Source organism: Rossellomorea sp. ABR4_004, from assembly GCF_056159585.1.
The window spans coordinates 1,347,500-1,366,415 of sequence record NZ_JBSWVM010000001.1 but is presented as its reverse complement, the minus strand read 5'-3'; the positions used below and the strand labels follow the sequence as shown (position 1 = coordinate 1,366,415).

Genomic DNA, 18,916 nt, shown 5'->3' with positions numbered 1-18,916 from the left:
GAGGCGAGAGATCAGCAAACGCCACATCGTTTGTTGTCACAAGGACGTGATCCCCGACTTACACAATTCAGCTCATCGCTATAATAGAATAGCATAGGACTAATAAGAAAACAAGACTATTTTACAAAAAATAATCTAATCGCTTAGATTATAGGAAGTTTTAGAAATATTTATAGTCGTTTCTAAGAAGCATTACTATAGAAAAATAGGAATGGAAAATATCGAACAAAAGCGTAACGATTGGATGCAGAACGTTGGGTTAAACCATTTTTTTGAGCCAATATTTTATGAGTGGACCCGTTTCCCCAAACACAGGGTCCGATGATGGACGATGAACATTCTTAATTTCAATTAAAACACTCGGCCGTTCACGCAATGAACCTTTTTTCAAATTATAATCGTCACCGTTCGGATAGGCACCTGCGACTTTAAAATCGGGACTTGAGGATAATTTCTTATGGCCGGTCCCGGCTGGAAGGATGATCACATCACCTTTATGGACCGTCACCTCTTCGCCCATTTCACCACCTAATTGAACGGTTGCCTCACCTTCCATGACCCCTAATACTTCATGTGCATTACTATGGTAATGGTGGTAATCATATATGCCATTTGTCCAACTATTGAGCCATTGATTTCTGTTAAAGAGCTCTTCGGCGTCATGAGGATGATCAAGTGCATTCCGGTAAATGAGTGCGGGCAGGTCCGGGTTATTCGGGATGATTCCATCGTCTTCGAAATAAAATATTTTCAGTTCTGCGATTTTCATCCTTTCATTCCTCCATTCATTGTTAAGAAGTTTCCCTAATTCCGTATACATTAAACCGAATCTCCACTGGTAATTGAAAGATTTGCAATTCGCTTACATTTTCATATCGACAGTTAGTGTATGTGCTACTATAGATGTATATGTTCTCTTTCAAATACAGAGGAGGCAGTGGAAATGAGCAGCTTATTAAAAAAGGTATCCGTCGAAATGATCGAAATCATTCTTGAGAACGCTTTCGAATGGTTGGTCGTCGTTGATAACGAAGGCACGATTATCTATATAAATGACAATTACTGTCGCTTTCTTGAAGTTGAACGAGATAAAGCTATTGGCTCACATGTGACGAACGTCATCGAAAACACACGTATGCATATTGTTGCGGACAGTGGTAAAGAGGAAGTGGCAGACCTTCAATATATAAAAGGGAACTATATGATCGCCAATCGTATTCCGATTCGGGTTGATGGTAAAGTGATAGGAGCATTTGGATCGGTGATCTTCCGGGACACGAGTGAATGGATGCAAATGAGTTCTCACGTAAAGAACATGATGTCTAAAATTCAAAGCTACATCCAGGATATCAATACAGGCGTGAAATACACGCTGAATGATATTATCGGTGAATCACCTGGAATGTATGAATTGAAGGACAAAGCTCAAATGATTGCCCCCAGTGATATCTCGATCCTGATCAGAGGTGAGAGTGGAACGGGTAAAGAGCTGTTCGCCCACAGTATTCACCAGCTTAGCGAAAGAAGCGGGCAACCTTTTATTAAAGTAAACTGCGCCGCGATCCCGGAGCAGCTCCTGGAATCAGAGTTATTCGGTTATGAAGAAGGAGCTTTTACAGGTGCGAAAAAAGGTGGTAAAAAAGGAAAGTTTCAGCTGGCCCATAAGGGAACACTTTTCCTTGATGAAATCGGGGACATGCCTCTCAATATGCAGGCGAAGCTTCTCAGGGCTTTACAGGAAGGGGAGGTGGAGGCAGTTGGTTCAAACCGTGTTCAACATGTGGATGTCCGCATCATCGCAGCCACGAACCGGCCCCTTGAAAAAATGATGGAAGAAAAGCGATTTCGAAGCGACCTGTACTATCGTATTAATGTAGTTCCCTTTCAAATTCCCCCTCTTCGTGAGCGGAAGGAAGATATCGAGAATTTGGCTGCTTTTTTCTTGGGAAAATCCACAAAATCATCAGGGAAACGGATCCAAGGGTTTGAAAACGAAGTGATGCAGATTTTTCGTTCCTATAGTTGGCCAGGGAATTTGCGTGAATTAGAAAATGTCATAAACGCTTCCACCTATTTGTCCAATGAAAGCTGGATCTCTCTTCAGTCACTGCCTTCTTATATGAAGGTAGGAAACTTATATGATGTCGGCTCTAAAACATTAAAAGAAATCCTCGAAGAAACGGAGAAATCCGTGTTGACTCAAAGTCTGCAAACTCATCAGCATGATAAACGAAAGGTGGCAGAGACACTGGGAATAAGTAAATCAAGCATGTATGAGAAGTTAAATAAATATCAGCTTCTATAATTTGGTTGTGCAGGCAGTCCGGAAATGTGGAAAAAAGTCCATATTTCCGGACTGTTTTATTTTTAGTGTAAATATGTACATTTCGTGTCTGAAATGCCGGATTTGTCCAGAATCCTGGAATTGTTACAATGCGTGGGTGAGAAAATGATTGGATGATTAGTAATCTGAAAGTTGGCACAATTATTGCATGTATTCTATTTGAAAGTATTTTATGGAAAGGAGAGAAGAAGAGTAGATAAAAATGTAAACGATTTCATTTAATCATCTTTAGAGAACAAAGGGGGAAATATCATGTTAAGCATGATCGGTCTTATTGGAGGACTCATTTTATTAATCTTTTTAACGATGAGGGGCATGAACATATTGATTGTTGGTCCCATATCGGCTTTATTCGTAGCAGTACTGAGTGGGATGCCGCTCTTTCCGCAGTTAGCGGGTGAAGGGGAAGCGAACCTCGTTTCAAACTATATGTCAGGTTTTACAAGCTTCGTCGCTGCCTGGTATCTGATGTTCTTATTGGGTGCCGTGTTCGGAAAAGTAATGGAAGACAGCGGGGCAGCGGATAGTGTCTCCCGCTTTGTAGTAGAAAAACTGGGGATGAAGTATGCTGTGTTTGCCATTGTGCTTGCCTGTGCGGTTTTAACATATGGGGGAGTCAGTCTCTTTGTAGTGGCGTTCTCTGTATATCCTATGGCCGTTAGTTTATTTAAACAAGCGGATCTGCCGCGTCGCTTCATTCCTGCCGCATTAGCATTCGGGTCGGTCACGTTCACGATGACTTCTGCAGGTTCACCGGAAATCCAAAACTGGATTCCCATTGAATATCTGGGTACGACACCTTATGCAGGCTGGGAAGTCAGCTTGATCGTCGCCGTGTTTATGGCAGTGTTTGGTTACTGGTGGTTAAAGCGTATGATCACCAAAGCAGTCAATAAAGGAGAGAAGTTCCATTCACGTGAAGAAGATCCGGTCATTGATGAAGGAAGACCACTGCCTAACCCGTTCATGGGGTTGGTTCCATTATTAGTCGTCCTTATTCTGGCTTTCACTTTCCACGATTCTTTAAAACAATCAGCACTTATCATTGCCTTGTTAGGTGGTGTGATTTCTGCTTACGTGTTAAACCGCAAATATTTCAAAGGCTTCTGGGGTGCTGTTTCCGAGGGCACGGTTGGAGCATTGATCGCCATCGGTAACACAGCAGCCGTCGTTGGATTCGGAGGAGTGGCCAAAGCCGTTCCAGCCTTCAGTACAGCAGTCGATGTCATGACGAATATTCCTGGATCCCCATTGATCGGTGGGGCCATCGCGGTCAGTGTGATAGCAGGGATGACCGGTTCAGCATCCGGTGGTCAAGCGATCGCATTGCCGATCCTCGCACCTCACTATGTTGATATGGGGGTGAACCCTGAAGCCCTTCACCGGGTAGTGGCGATATCTTCAGGAGCACTGGATTCATTGCCGCACAATGGATATGTCGTAACGACGATCCGTTCGATCTGTAATGAATCACATGGAGAAGCGTATGGTGCAGTAGGAGCAGTAACCGTCATTGTCCCACTTATCGGTTTAGCATTAGCGATTCTTTTATTCTCATTTGGCGTAGGGATCTAAGAAAGGAGTATCATCATGATTGAAAATAAAGTTGTATTCATAACAGGGGCAGCACAAGGGATCGGCTTCGAAATCGGAAAAGAATTCGCTGCAAATGGAGCCAAAGTCGTATTGACGGATCTGCAGGAAGATGCCGTTCAAAAAGCTTCTAATGCCCTTGAGGCAGAAGGATATGAAGTTCTTGGATTGCGCTGTGACGTGACATCGGAATCCGATTTAAAAGAGGCAATCGCTAAAACGGTGGATCACTACGGGAAGCTGGACGTATTAATCAATAATGCAGGACTTCAACATGTGTCCCATATTGAAGAGTTCCCGACTGAGAAATTCGAACTTCTCATAAAAGTCATGCTGACCGCTCCATTTGTTGCGATCAAGCATGTCCTTCCCCACATGAAGGAGCAGGGATTTGGACGGATCATCAACATGGCGTCCATTAACGGATTAGTCGGTTTTTCCGGCAAAGCAGCCTATAATTCTGCCAAACACGGAGTCATCGGCTTGACGAAGGTAGCTGCATTGGAAGCGGCACAACATGGAATTACCGTAAATGCGGTTTGTCCGGGGTACGTTGACACTCCGCTGGTTCGCAATCAGCTGGGGGACCTTGCCAAAACGCGCAATATACCGTTTGAAAGAGTGATAGAAGAAGTCATCTATCCTCTCGTACCGCAGCGAAGGTTACTGGATGTAAAAGAAATTGCAGACTATACCATGTTCCTGTGCAGTGATGCAGCGAAGGGAATCACCGGGCAGGCAGTTGTATTGGATGGAGGGTATACGGTTCAATAGGTAGGTGAAGGAAAAACGACCTTTTAGGAGGTCGTTTTTTTGATGTGGAGTGGAGGGAAAGGTGAAGTGTGTATATTTGGATAAAACGTCAATCGGCTGGATTTTTGATGAAAACGGCCGGATTATCCTCGGTTTTGGCTGGATTTTTCGTCAAAGAGGACAAAATTTACCCTTGAGCGACACCTGGAACCTCATACAATTTAATAAAAAGTCAATAATCTCATCCATTAACCAACAATAGGCTTGCGCTTCTGTATATTTTTCACTAAAATAGTGAATACATATATTGTTTACTTATATCGAAACGTTGATCAGGAGTAGTAATGACGGATTTCTGACTTAGAGAGTTGACGGGTGGTGAAAGTCAACCAGAAACATCATGAACTCGCCTGCTGAGTTGCAAGTGTGAACGAACAGTAAGACTTGCCGTTTTCCGCGTTAAGGATGAATGAAGCTGAGTGCGCGTACACTAATGTGGGTGGTACCGCGGGAGAATGTACATACAGACTCTCGTCCCAAATATTTATTTGGGATGAGAGTTTTTTTATTTTTTAAAAAAGAGGGGCACCTGCCTTTCAAATGACAATTAAAGGAGGATCTCAATATGAGTTTTGATCATAAAAGTGTTGAGACAAAATGGCAGCAGTATTGGGAAGAAAACAAAACGTTCAAGACGACAGAAGACGAGGGGAAATCCAATTTTTACGCACTGGATATGTTCCCGTATCCATCAGGCGCAGGCCTTCACGTAGGACATCCGGAAGGGTTTACGGCAACGGACATCCTTTCACGCATGAAGCGTATGCAAGGGTACAATGTCCTTCATCCGATGGGGTGGGATGCATTCGGTTTACCGGCTGAGCAGTATGCCCTTGATACAGGGAATGACCCGGCAGAATTCACACAAAAAAATATCGATACCTTCCGCCGTCAAATTAAAGCACTAGGATTTTCTTATGATTGGGACCGCGAAGTCAATACAACAGATCCAGGCTACTACAAATGGACACAATGGATCTTCACCAAACTTTATGAAAAAGGCTTGGCTTATGTGGATGAGGTTGCCGTGAATTGGTGTCCGGCACTGGGGACGGTCCTTGCCAATGAAGAAGTCATCGATGGGAAGAGTGAACGTGGAGGGCATCCTGTAGAGCGTCGTCCGATGAAGCAGTGGATGCTGAAGATCACCGCTTATGCCGACCGTCTTGTGGAAGACCTTGAAGATGTAGATTGGCCTGAAAGTATTAAAGATATGCAACGCAACTGGATCGGACGCTCTGAAGGTGCAGAAATCAATTTTACGATTGATGGTCATGACGAATCTTTCGATGTTTTCACAACACGTCCGGATACGATCTTTGGTGCAACGTACGCGGTTCTTGCTCCTGAGCATCCGTTCGTCGCGAAAATCACAACGGACGAACAACGCTCGAAAGTGAATGAGTATATCGACAAGATCAAGTCGAAAAGTGATCTTGAACGTACAGATCTTGCGAAAGAAAAAACGGGTGTATTCACTGGCGCGTATGCGATCAATCCGGCTAACGGAAGCAAAATGCCGATCTGGATTGCCGATTACGTTCTAATGAGCTACGGTTCTGGTGCAATCATGGCCGTTCCTGCTCATGACGAGAGAGATTATGAGTTTGCCAAAGAATTCGACCTTCCAATCGTGGAAGTTGTCGCTGGAGGCAACGTTGAGAAAGAAGCTTATACAGGTGACGGAGATCATGTGAATTCCGGTTTCCTTGATGGACTTGGGAAGGAAGAAGCGATTGCAAAAGCCATTTCATGGTTGGAAGATAAAAACATCGGAACGAAGAAAGTGACATATCGCCTTCGTGACTGGCTATTCAGCCGTCAGCGATATTGGGGTGAGCCGATTCCAGTCATCCACTGGGAAGATGGCACAACGACAACCGTTCCAGAAAGTGAGCTTCCACTTGTCCTTCCAAAGACGACTGAAATCAAGCCGTCCGGTACAGGTGAATCTCCACTTGCGAACATCAGTGAATGGGTGAATGTGGAAGACCCTGAAACAGGTAAAAAAGGCCGCCGTGAAACAAACACAATGCCTCAGTGGGCAGGAAGCTGCTGGTACTACATTCGTTATATCGATCCACATAACGAAGAAGCCCTGGCAGATGCGAAGAAAATGGAAAATTGGCTGCCGGTCGATACGTATATCGGAGGAGCCGAGCATGCGGTGCTTCACTTGCTTTATGCCCGTTTCTGGCACAAGTTCCTTTATGATATCGGCGTAGTGCCAACGAAAGAGCCGTTCCAAAAGCTATTCAACCAAGGAATGATCCTGGGTGAAAACAATGAAAAAATGAGTAAATCAAAAGGGAATGTTGTGAATCCGGATGAGGTGGTAGAATCTCACGGTGCAGATACCCTACGTCTTTATGAAATGTTCATGGGTCCACTTGAAGCTTCCATCGCCTGGAGCACAAACGGACTGGACGGAGCCCGTCGCTTCCTTGACCGTGTATGGCGCCTGCTTGTCGAGGAGGATGGTACTCTGTCCTCGAAGGTGACAGATGCACCGAACAGTGACCTGGACAAAACGTATAATCAAACTGTGAAAAAAGTGACAGAAGACTACGAAGGGCTTCGTTTCAACACAGGGATTTCCCAGCTGATGGTATTCATCAATGATGCGTACAAAGCTGAAACACTTCCTAAGAACTATGTGGAAGGTTTCATTAAGATGCTGGCACCGATCGCACCGCATATGACAGAAGAGCTTTGGAGCAAGCTAGGTCACGAAGGAACGCTTTCCTACGAAGCATGGCCGACATTCGATGAATCGAAGCTTATCGACAACGAAGTCGAAATCGTTCTTCAAGTAAACGGTAAAGTGAAGGCGAAAGTCATGATCCCTCGAGATATGAACAAAGAGGATCTAGAAAAAACCGCCATGGAAAACGATGAAATCAAAAGCCAAATCGAAGGCAAAACCATCCGCAAAGTCATTGCCGTACCTGGCAAACTAGTGAACATCGTAGCCAACTAATATTGTGAGTTGAGTGTGAGTTGAGGGACGGACCTTGAAATGCATCTGATTGGTAGGAAATGCTATCAATCGGGGATTCTGTATTTCACCAAGGTCCGTCCCTCTTTTCTGTTTAGGGGGGACGGACCTCTATATGGGCCGGATTTTAATCGGGAGCCGCATTAAATCAGCATTCCATTGAGGTCCGTCCCTCTTTCAATCTGATTTTTTTGTTTGGGAGACGGGCTTTGGTATAATTGTGATGAATGAATGATGAATAATGAATGAATGATGAAAGGAAGTTGAGAAGAATGGATACAATTAAAACGATTACGACTGATGAATTGGAGCAAAAGTTGAAAAATGGTGAAGATCTGCTTTTAGTGGATGTTCGTGAAGATGAAGAAGTGGCAGAAGGAGTGATTCCTGGAGCAAAGCATATCAAAATGGGTGAGATTCCTGAGTCACTGGATCAATTTGATAAAGACAAAGAGTACATCTTTATCTGTCGTTCAGGAAACCGCAGCGGAAATGTCGCACACTACATGCAGGAACAAGGATACAAAGTGGTGAACATGGAAGGCGGCATGATGAACTGGGCTGGGGAGACAGCTGAGAAGAAATAATATGTTTTTCAGGGAAGAAGCACATCCTTTTTTTGAAAAGGGTGTGCTTTTTTTATGTATTTAGTGGAAAATGGATGAAAAACGGCTTCACTACAGAGTTCTATGTGGAATGTAAGGCGGTTTATCAGCGAAATCGACAATATATCAGCGAAATCAAAAAAATACTAAACTCAACGAAACATTCAATCCTCAATAAAAATCCCCCATCAATTGTTTGAAAATTAAATATTCTGACGATACTAATACCAATCAAAAATGGGGAGGGAGCTCTATGATTCAAGTGAAAGTCTTCGATTATGAGCATGAGAAAGATTTAGAGAAAGATATGAATCATTTTCTCAGTAAACTGGAAGATAAAAAAATCGTGGATATCAAATATCATGTAGCAGCATTGTCGGAGGAAGTAGAAGATCAGATTTATTGTTTCTCGGCCATGGTTGTTTACAGAAAATAAAAAGGTTGATCGTACTGCAGATGCAGATGGGATCAACCTTTCTTTTTGAATTATACTTTTGCCGCATTAAAGCCTGCAAGTCTTCCTGTAACAAGGGCAGAAGTAATATTATAGCCGCCGGTATATCCGTGGATATCAAGCACTTCTCCACAGAAGAAGAGTCCGTTCATCTTTTTCGAAGCCATCGTTTTCGGTTCGATTTCTTTAATGGACACACCGCCGCCCGTAACAAACGCCTTATCAATGGACAATGTTCCGTTCACATTGAAGGTGAATTGTTTTAACAACTTGGCAAACTGTCGGATTTTTTCTGAGGAGATATGATCTCCTTTTTCATCGTGATCGATTTCCGCGCGGTCCAGTAAGAACAACAGGTATCTCTCAGGAACCAATCCTTTGAATATATTCTTCGCGGCTTTCTTTCCGTCTTCTTTCACCTGTTTATGGATAGACTGGAATAGCTGCTCTTCATTTTGATCAGGCATGGAATCGATCTGCATGGCAACATGGGTCAGGTTCCATTTCTTCATGGCCTTTACCACATATTGACTGCAACGGAGAACAGCCGGTCCGGAAATTCCTAGATGAGTAAAAATCATATCCATTTTATGCGTAATGATTTTCTTTCCCTTAGGATTCAATACGCTCAGGTCAACGCTGCGCAATGAAAGTCCTTGGAGTTCTTTCTTTTTAACAAAAGGCTCGTCCGACGTAAGGGGAACCTCGGTCGGGAACAAGTCGGTAATCGTATGCCCGGCTTTCGTTGCCCAAGGATACCCATCGCCAGTCGATCCGGTGTGAGGGACGGACTTGCCTCCAACCGCGATGACGACAGCCTTTGCTGCAATCGTTTCTCCGTCTTTCAAGAGGATCCCGACCGTCTCGCCGTTTTCGTACAGAACTTCATCCACACTTGTGCTCGTCCGGGTGTCCACCTTTAACTCCTTCATGCGTTTCAACAAGGCTTCCACAACATCCATGGCCCGGTTCGAGACAGGGAACATCCTTCCGTGATCTTCCTCTTTTAATTGTATTCCCAGCTTCTCAAAGAAAGCGATGATATCTTCATTATTGAATTCGGAAAAGGCACTATATAAAAAGCGTCCATTTCCTGGAATATGCTTAATGATTTCTTCTATCGGAAGTCGATTGGTCACGTTGCAGCGGCCGCCTCCGGAAATCGCGAGCTTTCTTCCAAGTTTCGTTCCTTTATCTACAAGAAGGACGTTCGCTCCGTTTTCCCCAGCTGCGATACTGGCCATCAATCCGGACGGTCCTCCACCTATGACAATCACATCGTATGTCTTTACCATTTTTCCACCAACTTTTAGTTTTGCTCTTTCGTTTCTCAAAAGAAGTTTCTCCTTATTTTAAATGGGATGGGTTTTAAATACAACATTCGAAAAAAATTGTCATTCGATTCGTACAGTAGTAAACTACTGATAGTGTGTAAATTTTCAAGTTGGATTTTATTTTGTTTGTTTAATGAGCAACAAGATATATAGAGAGGGATACTATGTCATCTAAATTAATAAGAGGGACGTTTATATTAACGTTAGGGACCTTTATTTCGAAGTTTCTGGGTCTTTTTTATGTTATACCGTTTGATGATTTGTTAAAAGGTCATGAAGAGGGGGCTTCCCTTTATCAATATGGTTATGTACCGTATACAATCTTCCTGACTGTAGCGACTGCAGGTGTGCCCCTGGCCGTTTCAAAATTCGTTTCAAAATATAATGCCATAGGTGAATATGCCGTAGGACGAAGGCTGTTTAAGTCAGGTTTGGTGCTGATGACGCTGACGGGGATTGTTTCGTTCCTCATTATGTATGCATTTGCTCCTATATTCGCAGAAATGACAATCAAAAGTGATGAACAGGTGATTTCGGTTGCACAGGTGACGACCGTCATTCGAGCAGTGAGTTTTGCTCTGATCATCATTCCGTTTATGAGCTTGATCAGGGGCTTTTTCCAGGGACATCAATCCATGGGGCCGACAGCGGTTTCCCAGGTGATCGAACAAATTGTCCGGATTGTTTTCTTACTGGGCGGGATTTATGTAGTATTAAACATTTTAGATGGGTCTGTGACAACCGCCATTGCTGTAGCGACATTTGCTGCATTTGTCGGGGGGCTGGCGAGTCTCGGGGCATTGATTTGGTATTGGTTTAAACGAAAGCCTCATTTAGATGAGCTCTTAGAGGAAGATCGCGGTCAGGAAGAGGTTTCATTACGATCGATGTATAAAGAGATCATCGCCTATTCGATTCCGTTTATTTTTGTAGGACTTGCCAACCCGTTATTTCAACTGGTTGATCAGATTACCTTTAATACTGCGATGTCTGCGATTGGTAATGCAAAAGTTTCCGATCATGCCTTTGCCGTATTGAACTTCTATACTCATAAGCTTGTGATTATTCCAGTGTCATTGGCAACCGCCTTTTCTATGACGCTGATTCCGTTGATTACGACGTCTTATACAAGCGGCGACCGGAAGACGATGCGTAGAAACATCGACCAAACGTTTCAAATTCTATTGTTTTTAACTGTACCGGCAGCTTTAGGAATTGCGCTATTAGCTGAGCCGACGTATACAATGTTCTATCACAGTGATGAATTAGGAACTTCTATCTTAAGATCATATGCACCTGTTGCGATTCTCTTTGCTTTATTTGCTGTTACGGCAGCGATTCTTCAAGGAATTGACGAACAGAAATTTACAATCTTCAGCTTGCTTGTCGGTCTGCTTCTCAAGCTTGTCCTGAACATACCGTTGATTCGCTTGTTTGAAACTCAAGGTGCAGTCATCGCCACTGTGATTGGGTATGCAGTAGCGATTCTAATTAATTTATATGTCATCAAGAAATACGCGAGATATCAATTCAGACTGATTATGAGGAGAACCATGTTCATTGGAGCACTGAATGCCGTCATGGCAGTAGTGGTAATAGTGTTATATGGTATACTGGTTCAATTCCTCAATCCCGAGTCCGGGTTCCAATCGATTCTTCTCGTTGCGATCTGTGGCGGGGTGGGAGCGCTCGTTTACTTCTACTTAAGCTTAAGAAGTAAATTGGCAGATCGTTTATTCGGGGATAAAATCACGAGGATTCGCAGTAAACTTCGCATAGGGTAAAAGGTAAAAGGGATGATACATGCCGATCATCCCTTTTTTTATTGAATGGACAGTGAGCCCTGCTTCTATCTAAGCCGTCATGCACTTTTCATCAATCATTGTAATAGGAGAGGGCTAATTATTATAATACCCAAGCTGTCTTTCAAGTCGCTCTACTTTTCGTTCCAAGCGGTCGACTTTGCGGTCCAGACGCTCATATTGTCTCTCAAGCCGATCTAACCGGTCGTTGACGCCGCCATATCCTTGACCAGGAAAACCTGGATATCCCTGTCCGCCGCCTCCAGGAAGTGGAATAGGGATCAATAATCCACCTGATCCTTGTTGTCGATATGGATACATACGCTTCACCTCATTTATTTTTATCATAGTTGCTTACCTTTAGTAGCCTATGTTAAAAATAGAAACATGAATGGGTAAGTGCCCATGGACTGGTCAAATCACTAATAAAACCAACATGAAAGAATAAGAACTCAACATAAACGGAGCGTGATGAATGTGAGAATAGATAAAATGCTTGCCAATATGGGTTACGGCAGCCGGAAAGAAGTAAAGAAATTATTAAAGGATGGCGGTCTTCAAGTCAATGGAGAGGTCATTAAGGATGGTAAAGTGCATATCAACACGGAAAAGGATACAGTGATGCTGTACGGAGAACAGGTTGAGTATCGTGAATTCATCTACCTTCTCATGAATAAACCGCCTGGAGTCATCTCAGCAACTGAAGATGGACAGGATGAAACCGTCATTGATTTACTTCAGCTGGAAGATCAAATATTCAATCCATTTCCCGTTGGAAGGCTGGATAAGGATACAGAAGGATTCCTTCTCATAACAAGTGACGGTCAATTATCCCACCAGCTCCTCTCTCCGAAGCGCCACGTTCCGAAAACGTATTTTGCCGTGATTGACGGGGAAGTGACAGAGAAGGACGTGGAAGCCTTTAAAAGTGGAGTCACGTTGGATGATGGCTATGAAACTAAGCCGGGGGAATTGACGATTCTAAAATCAGGCCTGACTTCTGATATTGAATTGACGATCACTGAAGGGAAATTTCATCAGGTGAAAAGAATGTTCGAAAGCGTAGGGAAGCGCGTTATGTATCTGAAGCGTTTAACGATGGGACCGCTTGAGCTTGATAAAGATCTGGAGCTTGGTGAGTACCGTGAGCTGACCGACGAGGAAGTAATTCTACTAAAAGAGTACAAGCCTGAATAAAAAAACGGGGCAGCACCCTTCGATAAAGGTGCTGCCCCGTTTCTTTGTTTGATAAGTCATATTAGTCCGCTATTCTGTGATCAGATCCGGCAGCTAAACCGTCGAAATCTGATTAAGAAGTCATCTTCACTTTCTTCTGCGTAGTTGTCCATTGACCCCGACTCGGGCTTTGCACCAAGTCATTGTAAGCTAACACGTTGAGATCTCTTTGTATGGTGCGAGGAGTAATGCCAAATTCGTCTACAAGATCTTGAGTTGTTACAGTACCTTTCTGTTTAATGTACATGTACACAGCTTTGATTCTAGTGAGCATACGATTGGTTGAAGGTTTCAAAGAACCACTCCCTCATCATTTTTCCAAAGGCAAAGACTACATGCGTCGTTTGTGCACCTCACGTGCTACCATATGTACTATGCGCTTTAGACAACCCCTTTTCTACATATAAAGTTTACTCATAAGATGTCAGACAATTACATTGTACTCCTAATCCGACAAAATTTCAAAAGTATTGTCCAAATTTACAAACAATTTACGTAGTAACTTGATGGTTGTATTCCTAGAATATGAAGAAAATGCTAAATATATGTATTTTTTATCTTATAAAGCTCTTTTGGTAAAGATTGTTGCTATTTCACAGAAGTAGGAAAGTGGTTAATTTCCGCTAGAGAATGAGTGTAGGAACAAAACGTGGACCGTTCCTTTTCGCTCCAGGCACAAGATTCCCCGGGGAGGAAGTCGAGCCTCCTCGGGCTTTGCCCTGTGGGGTCTCGACCTTTCCTCTATTTCCCGCAGGAGTCAAGTGCCTTCCGCTACAATCCACTCTGTGCTTCTATATTCTGACCGCCTAGTGACGGAGAGACAAAAACAATAAAGATCCTATTGGAGATATGTTGAGCGTATGTTCCAAACAGATTATATACAGAGGGATACCAAATGGACCTCATTATGATAGCTTAATAATAAGTTAATATTACCCATGGAGGATTTAGATTGCCTCTTTTAATTTTATTAACTATTAAAAGTTATACGATCTCAGCTTGTTTATGATAAAGATCTGTTTTGATTCAGCCTTTTTGCTCTGTCACTAAAAATCTATTAAAGATGGTGAGGGGAACTGCGCAGACTCCTGCGGAAGTACGGGCGTGCCGAGACCCCGGAAGCGAAGCTGAGGAGGCTCGGCCGCACGTCCGCGGAAAGCGGAGCAGTTCCCCTCACCATCCAGTACACACTTGATTGACAGAGCCCATGGAGGCTATATGTAAAAAAATAACATTTACGAAAAAAGCCTTTTATAAATATTGTTGTTAAGAATGAGAGAGTAGTCGAGTTAAAGTGAATCCCCATCGAATCAAGCAATATGTTCATTGAATAGAGCTAAGCACTTAGGATTCTCTCTGTTTGGATTTCCCCATGAAACAGTATAAAATGATAGGAGAAGTAAATACATATAGAGCAGGTGGATACGAATGAGTATTAATTGGACGAATGAAGTGGAGAAGCGGAAAGACGATTTGCTTAAGGATCTGCAGCAATTCCTGCAGATTAAAAGTGTGCTGGATGAAGAGAATGCGACAGAGGATGCACCACTGGGGAAAGGTGTGAAAGAAGCGCTGGACTATTTATTAACCCTTGGTGAGAAAGACGGTTTCATCCCTAAGAATGTGGACCATCTTGCCGGACATTTAGAGTTTGGGAATGGAAGTGATCTTCTCGGTATCCTATGTCATGTGGATGTTGTGCCGGCAGGGGATGGTTGGAGTGTCGATCCTTATGGCGGCGAGATAAAAGACGGTAAGATTTTCGCCCGCGGAGCGATCGATGACAAGGGTCCTACAATGGCTGCCTATTATGCCATGAAAATCGTGAAGGATCTTGACCCCACCTTCAATAAGCGGGTCCGGATGATCATTGGAACAGATGAAGAAAGTGACTGGAGATGTGTAGAGCATTATTTCAAAAAAGAAGAAATGCCTACAATGGGGTTTGCCCCTGATGCCGACTTCCCGATCATCCATGCAGAAAAAGGGATTGCCGACTATGATTTAGTCCAGATAAAACCGGCAGATGTGTCTCAATCGGCCATCAAGGTCCTGTCTTTTGAGTCCGGACGACGCTACAACATGGTTCCTGACTATGCCAAAGCGGTACTATTGGTCGAAGAGGATCACACAAAATGGGTTCAAAACTTTGAAATTTTCACAAAGGAAGAAAACATCAAAGGCAACTATTATATCGAAAACGGCGAGCTTGTTTTTGAAGTCGAAGGTGTTTCTTCACATGGAATGGAGCCTGACAACGGGAAGAATGCGGGTCTCTACTTAGCCGCATTTTTATCACAGCTGCCGCTATCTTCTCAAGGAAAAGAATTCTTTGAGTTCACGACCAAGCATTTTTTTAAAGATTCAAGAGGGATTCAACTCGGTGTAAGTTACCGTGACGATATTACAGGGGACTTAACTATCAACGTAGGGAAGCTTCGCTATTCAGATACTGAAGGCGGACGATTAGGCTTAAATATGCGTTATCCGGTTACGTTTGAGATGGAAAAAGGAAAGGCAATCATTGAGAACGTAGAAGGCTATTCGATTGAAAACTTCTCAGATAGTAAACCTCATCATGTGTCTAAAGACGATGAACTCGTTCAAACGCTGAAAAAAGTATATGAGGATCAAACCGGTGAGAGAGGCGAGTTATTAAGCATCGGTGGAGGGACTTATGCCAGAAGCTTAGAGGCAGGCGTAGCCTTTGGGGCATTATTCCCAGGCCGTGAAGATATTGCTCATCAGAAGGATGAATATATGTATATAGAGGATCTCCTGAAAGCAACGGCTATTTACGCACAGGCTATCTATGAATTAGCATGTGAATCTTAAGAGAGACAAGGGGAGAGCAGAATGAACACAGTATTTGTAAATGGGGAAGTCATCGATCGTGCCGATGCGAAGATTGATATTGAGGATCGAGGTTATCAATTCGGGGATGGAATCTATGAAGTGATCCGCGTTTACGGCGGAAACACGTTCACGATGAAAGAGCATATGGAGCGGCTTTATCAAAGTGCTGAAAAGATGAAGCTGGCTATTCCGTATGCAGAAGAAAAACTGACTGGGTATCTCCTGGAGCTTATCGATTCCAATCAAGTGAAAGACGGGATTGTTTATTTGCAAGTGACCCGGGGGGTGTCTCCCCGTCAGCACCATTTTCCTTCGAAAGAGGTTTTGGGAAGCGTCGTTGCTTATACGAAGGATTTTCCTGTTCCTCTTCACCAGATGGAGCAAGGTGTAACGGCTAAGCTGGTCGAAGATATCAGGTGGCTGAGATGTGATATTAAGAGCTTGAATCTTCTCGGAAACCTGTTGGCAAAAGAAGAAGCTGCTTCTGATGGTCATTTCGAAGCCATCTTGCATCGAGGGGACACAGTGACGGAAGGTTCCTCTTCTAATGCATTCATGGTGAAAGATGGAGTCATTTACACGCATCCCGTAACAAACCTGATACTCAATGGGATTACGAGAAGAGTCATTGAAGATTTATGCAGAAAAAATAATATCTCTTTTCAAGAAGAGGCGTTTCTTGTCCCTGATCTTCTCGAAGCGGATGAAGTATTCATCGCAAGTACGACTTCAGAAGTCATGCCCGTCATTAAGATCGATCAACAGGTGATTGGGAATGGGAAACCCGGTTCTGTAACGAAAAAGCTGCAGGTACTCTTCAGTGAAAGAAAAAGGGAGCAAAGCCCGGTAAAATAGTTGGAGGCTTTACATGAGATTGATTTGTTCACAACCATTTATGAAGACCGAACGAAGAATAGAAGACAACCAGCAATTCACGGTAGAGACAGAGGAGCACCTTTATTTATACAGTGATCGAATCGAGACACCTACGAAAAGCTTCACCATCAAGGACGTGATGGATGTGACAAGCAAACCATTGTCAGCTTTCTATACTTTTTTGTATCTTCACACGATTGAAGGAGTGTGGACGTTTGTTGTTAAGTCGTCTCCTGAACATTTCATCACGCAGTATCAAAAGGTTAAATGAACATAAGAAAGAGGCTGCGCCGTCATGGGCGCAGCCTCTTTTGGTTATCGTCCGGATCGATGAGTAGGTCGAAGCGGCTTTTGTATATTAAAATCTGAACAGGTCGCTTGATAGATATCTTTCTCCTGTATCGCAGGCAATGCACACGACTACATCGTCAGGTGATAATTTCTTCGCCACCTCAATGGCTGCATAACAAGCGGCCCCTGATGAAGGCCCTACAAGGATTCCTTCTTCACTTGCCATTCTACGGGCAATATCGTAGGCGTGCTCGTCTTCGATCTTATGGATCTCATCGTAAACACTGGTATTCAGTATATCTGGAACAAATCCTGGGCTCGTCCCTACTAGCTTATGCTTCCCGGGCTTTCCTCCAGAAAGAACAGGAGATCCCGCCGGTTCCACGACATGAACGGCGAGGTCCGGATAATGCTCTCTTAACACTTCACCCGTTCCTGTAATCGTCCCCCCCGTTCCGGCAGTCGCAACAAATGCAGATAAGGGCTTGCCGATTTCTTTCATGGCTTCCACAATCTCAAGGGCCGTCGTTTTTCGGTGGGCATCCGGGTTCGCATCGTTTTCAAACTGCATCGGCATGAAGCTGTTTGGGATTTGCTCTGTTAATTCTTTCGCTTTTTCAATAGCGCCCGGCATTTTGTCATCTCCAGGTGTTAAGACTACTTCAGCTCCGTATGCTTTTAACAGATTGATACGCTCTTGAGTCATCGTATCGGGCATGACCAGGATTGCGCGATATCCCCTTGCTGCTGCATTCATGGCAAGGCCGATACCCGTGTTTCCGCTTGTTGGCTCTATGATGGTCGATCCGTCTTTTAATAAGCCTTCCTTTTCTGCTTCAACGATCATTTGAAAGGCTGCACGGTCCTTCACACTTTTACTCGGGTTATAGAATTCCAATTTGACATATACATCCGCTCCGTCAGCTGGATTGAGTCGATTCAATTTGACAAGGGGAGTGTCCCCGATGAGTTCAGCTATATTTTGTACAACTTTCATGGTCAACTTCCTTTCAGAAAACGTTCTTCTTCTATCGTACTAATTCAGATAAAGCTTATCAAATAAATGAGCTTTGTATTTCATTTTTATTGCATTTCTTTCTAGTCATTCTCTCTCATGACACATTTTGCTAAAATGGTAGTAACGAATGAAAGGACGAGTGATATGTTGAAAGCTCACTATTTCTTTGCACTATCTCTATCTCAAGAAACGAAACACTATATACATAAGTGGACGCAGCCAATGAAGGATGAGGGTTCTTTTCAGAGCTGGGTGCACCCCCAGGACTATCACATCACATTGGCCTTTTTGGGAAGTGCAGATGAACTCCAACCCGTGATCCATAAAGTGGATGCGCTGGATTGTCCCCCATTTTCATTAATCCTTGATCACTACGGTACTTTTGGAAAAAGTGATTCACCGAGAATTCTATGGTTGGGCGCTCAGCCTTCTGAAATCTTACATCGGGTTCGGGACAGCGTGTATGGTGTGTGTGAAGATGCGGGCTTTCAATTAGATAAGAGACCTTTCTCTCCACATATCACCGTAGGGCGAAAGTGGAACAGAGAGTTTCCTTTTACTTCCGAATGGTTGAAATCGTTTCAGCCGCCTGACACCCATTTGTTCACTGCAAGAGAAGTCGTGTTATATCGAACGCACGTAGACCGTCTGCCTAAGTATGAAGCTATTTATACCAAACCGTTACATGCAAATTGA

At 43.6% G+C, this 18,916-nt stretch carries 17 protein-coding genes and 1 other annotated feature; of the genes, 12 read left to right on the top strand and 5 right to left on the bottom strand.

From position 1 onward, the window contains the following. Nucleotides 1–259: 259 nt before the first annotated feature. The gene (locus ACXAF2_RS07180; protein ID WP_475137978.1) at nt 260–769 is read right to left on the bottom strand and encodes a cupin domain-containing protein; all 510 of its coding nucleotides are present in this window, start codon (nt 767–769) and stop codon (nt 260–262) included. 174 nt (nt 770–943) lie between these two features. Between ACXAF2_RS07180 and ACXAF2_RS07175 the strand changes: the two genes are divergently transcribed. From ACXAF2_RS07175 to ACXAF2_RS07150, 6 genes are all read left to right on the top strand, one after another. Continuing rightward, nucleotides 944–2,305, top strand: a complete 1,362-nt coding sequence (locus ACXAF2_RS07175) for a sigma-54 interaction domain-containing protein (protein WP_475137977.1) — start codon at nt 944–946, stop codon at nt 2,303–2,305. A 291-nt stretch (nt 2,306–2,596) separates the two neighbouring features. After that, nucleotides 2,597–3,919: a GntP family permease gene (locus ACXAF2_RS07170; RefSeq protein WP_113969822.1), complete on the top strand. Its 1,323-nt coding sequence runs from the start codon at nt 2,597–2,599 to the stop codon at nt 3,917–3,919. A 15-nt stretch (nt 3,920–3,934) separates the two neighbouring features. Continuing rightward, on the top strand, nt 3,935–4,711 hold the full coding sequence (locus ACXAF2_RS07165) for a 3-hydroxybutyrate dehydrogenase (RefSeq protein ID WP_475137976.1): 777 nt from the start codon (nt 3,935–3,937) through the stop codon (nt 4,709–4,711). 298 nt (nt 4,712–5,009) lie between these two features. Beyond that, nucleotides 5,010–5,232: a binding site (T-box leader), on the top strand. 83 nt (nt 5,233–5,315) lie between these two features. Further along, nucleotides 5,316–7,730, top strand: coding sequence for a leucine--tRNA ligase (gene leuS, locus ACXAF2_RS07160; protein ID WP_475137975.1), 2,415 nt, complete (start codon nt 5,316–5,318; stop codon nt 7,728–7,730). Nucleotides 7,731–8,020: 290 nt separating this feature from the next. Beyond that, a complete protein-coding gene (locus tag ACXAF2_RS07155; RefSeq protein WP_113969819.1) occupies nt 8,021–8,335 on the top strand; it encodes a rhodanese-like domain-containing protein in 315 nt (104 codons plus the stop codon). 271 nt (nt 8,336–8,606) lie between these two features. Next, complete coding sequence (locus tag ACXAF2_RS07150; RefSeq protein ID WP_113969818.1) at nt 8,607–8,789, top strand: sporulation protein Cse60; 183 nt, start codon at nt 8,607–8,609, stop codon at nt 8,787–8,789. Nucleotides 8,790–8,839: 50 nt separating this feature from the next. Here ACXAF2_RS07150 and ACXAF2_RS07145 read toward each other — a convergent pair whose 3' ends face one another. Beyond that, nucleotides 8,840–10,102 (bottom strand): BaiN/RdsA family NAD(P)/FAD-dependent oxidoreductase, encoded by a 1,263-nt coding sequence (locus ACXAF2_RS07145; protein ID WP_475139134.1) that lies wholly within the window; start codon nt 10,100–10,102, stop codon nt 8,840–8,842. A 203-nt stretch (nt 10,103–10,305) separates the two neighbouring features. On the opposite strand from ACXAF2_RS07145, the gene ACXAF2_RS07140 reads away from it, so the two are divergent. Beyond that, nucleotides 10,306–11,925, top strand: coding sequence for a putative polysaccharide biosynthesis protein (locus ACXAF2_RS07140; RefSeq protein WP_475137974.1), 1,620 nt, complete (start codon nt 10,306–10,308; stop codon nt 11,923–11,925). A gap of 114 nt (nt 11,926–12,039) precedes the next feature. Here the strand turns inward: ACXAF2_RS07140 and ACXAF2_RS07135 are convergent, their stop codons facing one another. After that, nucleotides 12,040–12,264 (bottom strand): hypothetical protein, encoded by a 225-nt coding sequence (locus tag ACXAF2_RS07135; RefSeq protein WP_475137973.1) that lies wholly within the window; start codon nt 12,262–12,264, stop codon nt 12,040–12,042. A gap of 150 nt (nt 12,265–12,414) precedes the next feature. Here ACXAF2_RS07135 and ACXAF2_RS07130 point away from each other — a divergent pair, with 150 nt between their 5' ends. Further along, nucleotides 12,415–13,140: a pseudouridine synthase gene (locus tag ACXAF2_RS07130; RefSeq protein ID WP_475137972.1), complete on the top strand. Its 726-nt coding sequence runs from the start codon at nt 12,415–12,417 to the stop codon at nt 13,138–13,140. A 112-nt stretch (nt 13,141–13,252) separates the two neighbouring features. On the opposite strand, the gene ACXAF2_RS07125 is transcribed toward ACXAF2_RS07130, so the two are convergent. Continuing rightward, nucleotides 13,253–13,474 carry a DeoR family transcriptional regulator gene (locus tag ACXAF2_RS07125; RefSeq protein ID WP_206851743.1) on the bottom strand — a complete coding sequence of 74 codons (222 nt, stop codon included), beginning with the start codon at nt 13,472–13,474 and terminating at the stop codon, nt 13,253–13,255. Between the two features lie 1,133 nt (nt 13,475–14,607). Between ACXAF2_RS07125 and pepV the strand changes: the two genes are divergently transcribed. Genes pepV through ACXAF2_RS07110 form a run of 3 tightly spaced genes read left to right on the top strand, consistent with a single transcriptional unit; the run spans nt 14,608 to nt 17,182 of the window. Beyond that, nucleotides 14,608–16,014 carry a dipeptidase PepV gene (gene pepV, locus ACXAF2_RS07120; RefSeq protein ID WP_475137971.1) on the top strand — a complete coding sequence of 469 codons (1,407 nt, stop codon included), beginning with the start codon at nt 14,608–14,610 and terminating at the stop codon, nt 16,012–16,014. Nucleotides 16,015–16,035: 21 nt separating this feature from the next. Further along, the gene (gene dat, locus ACXAF2_RS07115; RefSeq protein ID WP_475137970.1) at nt 16,036–16,890 is read left to right on the top strand and encodes a D-amino-acid transaminase; all 855 of its coding nucleotides are present in this window, start codon (nt 16,036–16,038) and stop codon (nt 16,888–16,890) included. A gap of 13 nt (nt 16,891–16,903) precedes the next feature. After that, on the top strand, nt 16,904–17,182 hold the full coding sequence (locus ACXAF2_RS07110) for a hypothetical protein (protein ID WP_475137969.1): 279 nt from the start codon (nt 16,904–16,906) through the stop codon (nt 17,180–17,182). A gap of 87 nt (nt 17,183–17,269) precedes the next feature. Here the strand turns inward: ACXAF2_RS07110 and cysK are convergent, their stop codons facing one another. After that, nucleotides 17,270–18,199, bottom strand: coding sequence for a cysteine synthase A (cysK, locus tag ACXAF2_RS07105; protein ID WP_475137968.1), 930 nt, complete (start codon nt 18,197–18,199; stop codon nt 17,270–17,272). A 165-nt stretch (nt 18,200–18,364) separates the two neighbouring features. Between cysK and thpR the strand changes: the two genes are divergently transcribed. Continuing rightward, nucleotides 18,365–18,916: an RNA 2',3'-cyclic phosphodiesterase gene (gene thpR, locus ACXAF2_RS07100; RefSeq protein WP_475137967.1), complete on the top strand. Its 552-nt coding sequence runs from the start codon at nt 18,365–18,367 to the stop codon at nt 18,914–18,916.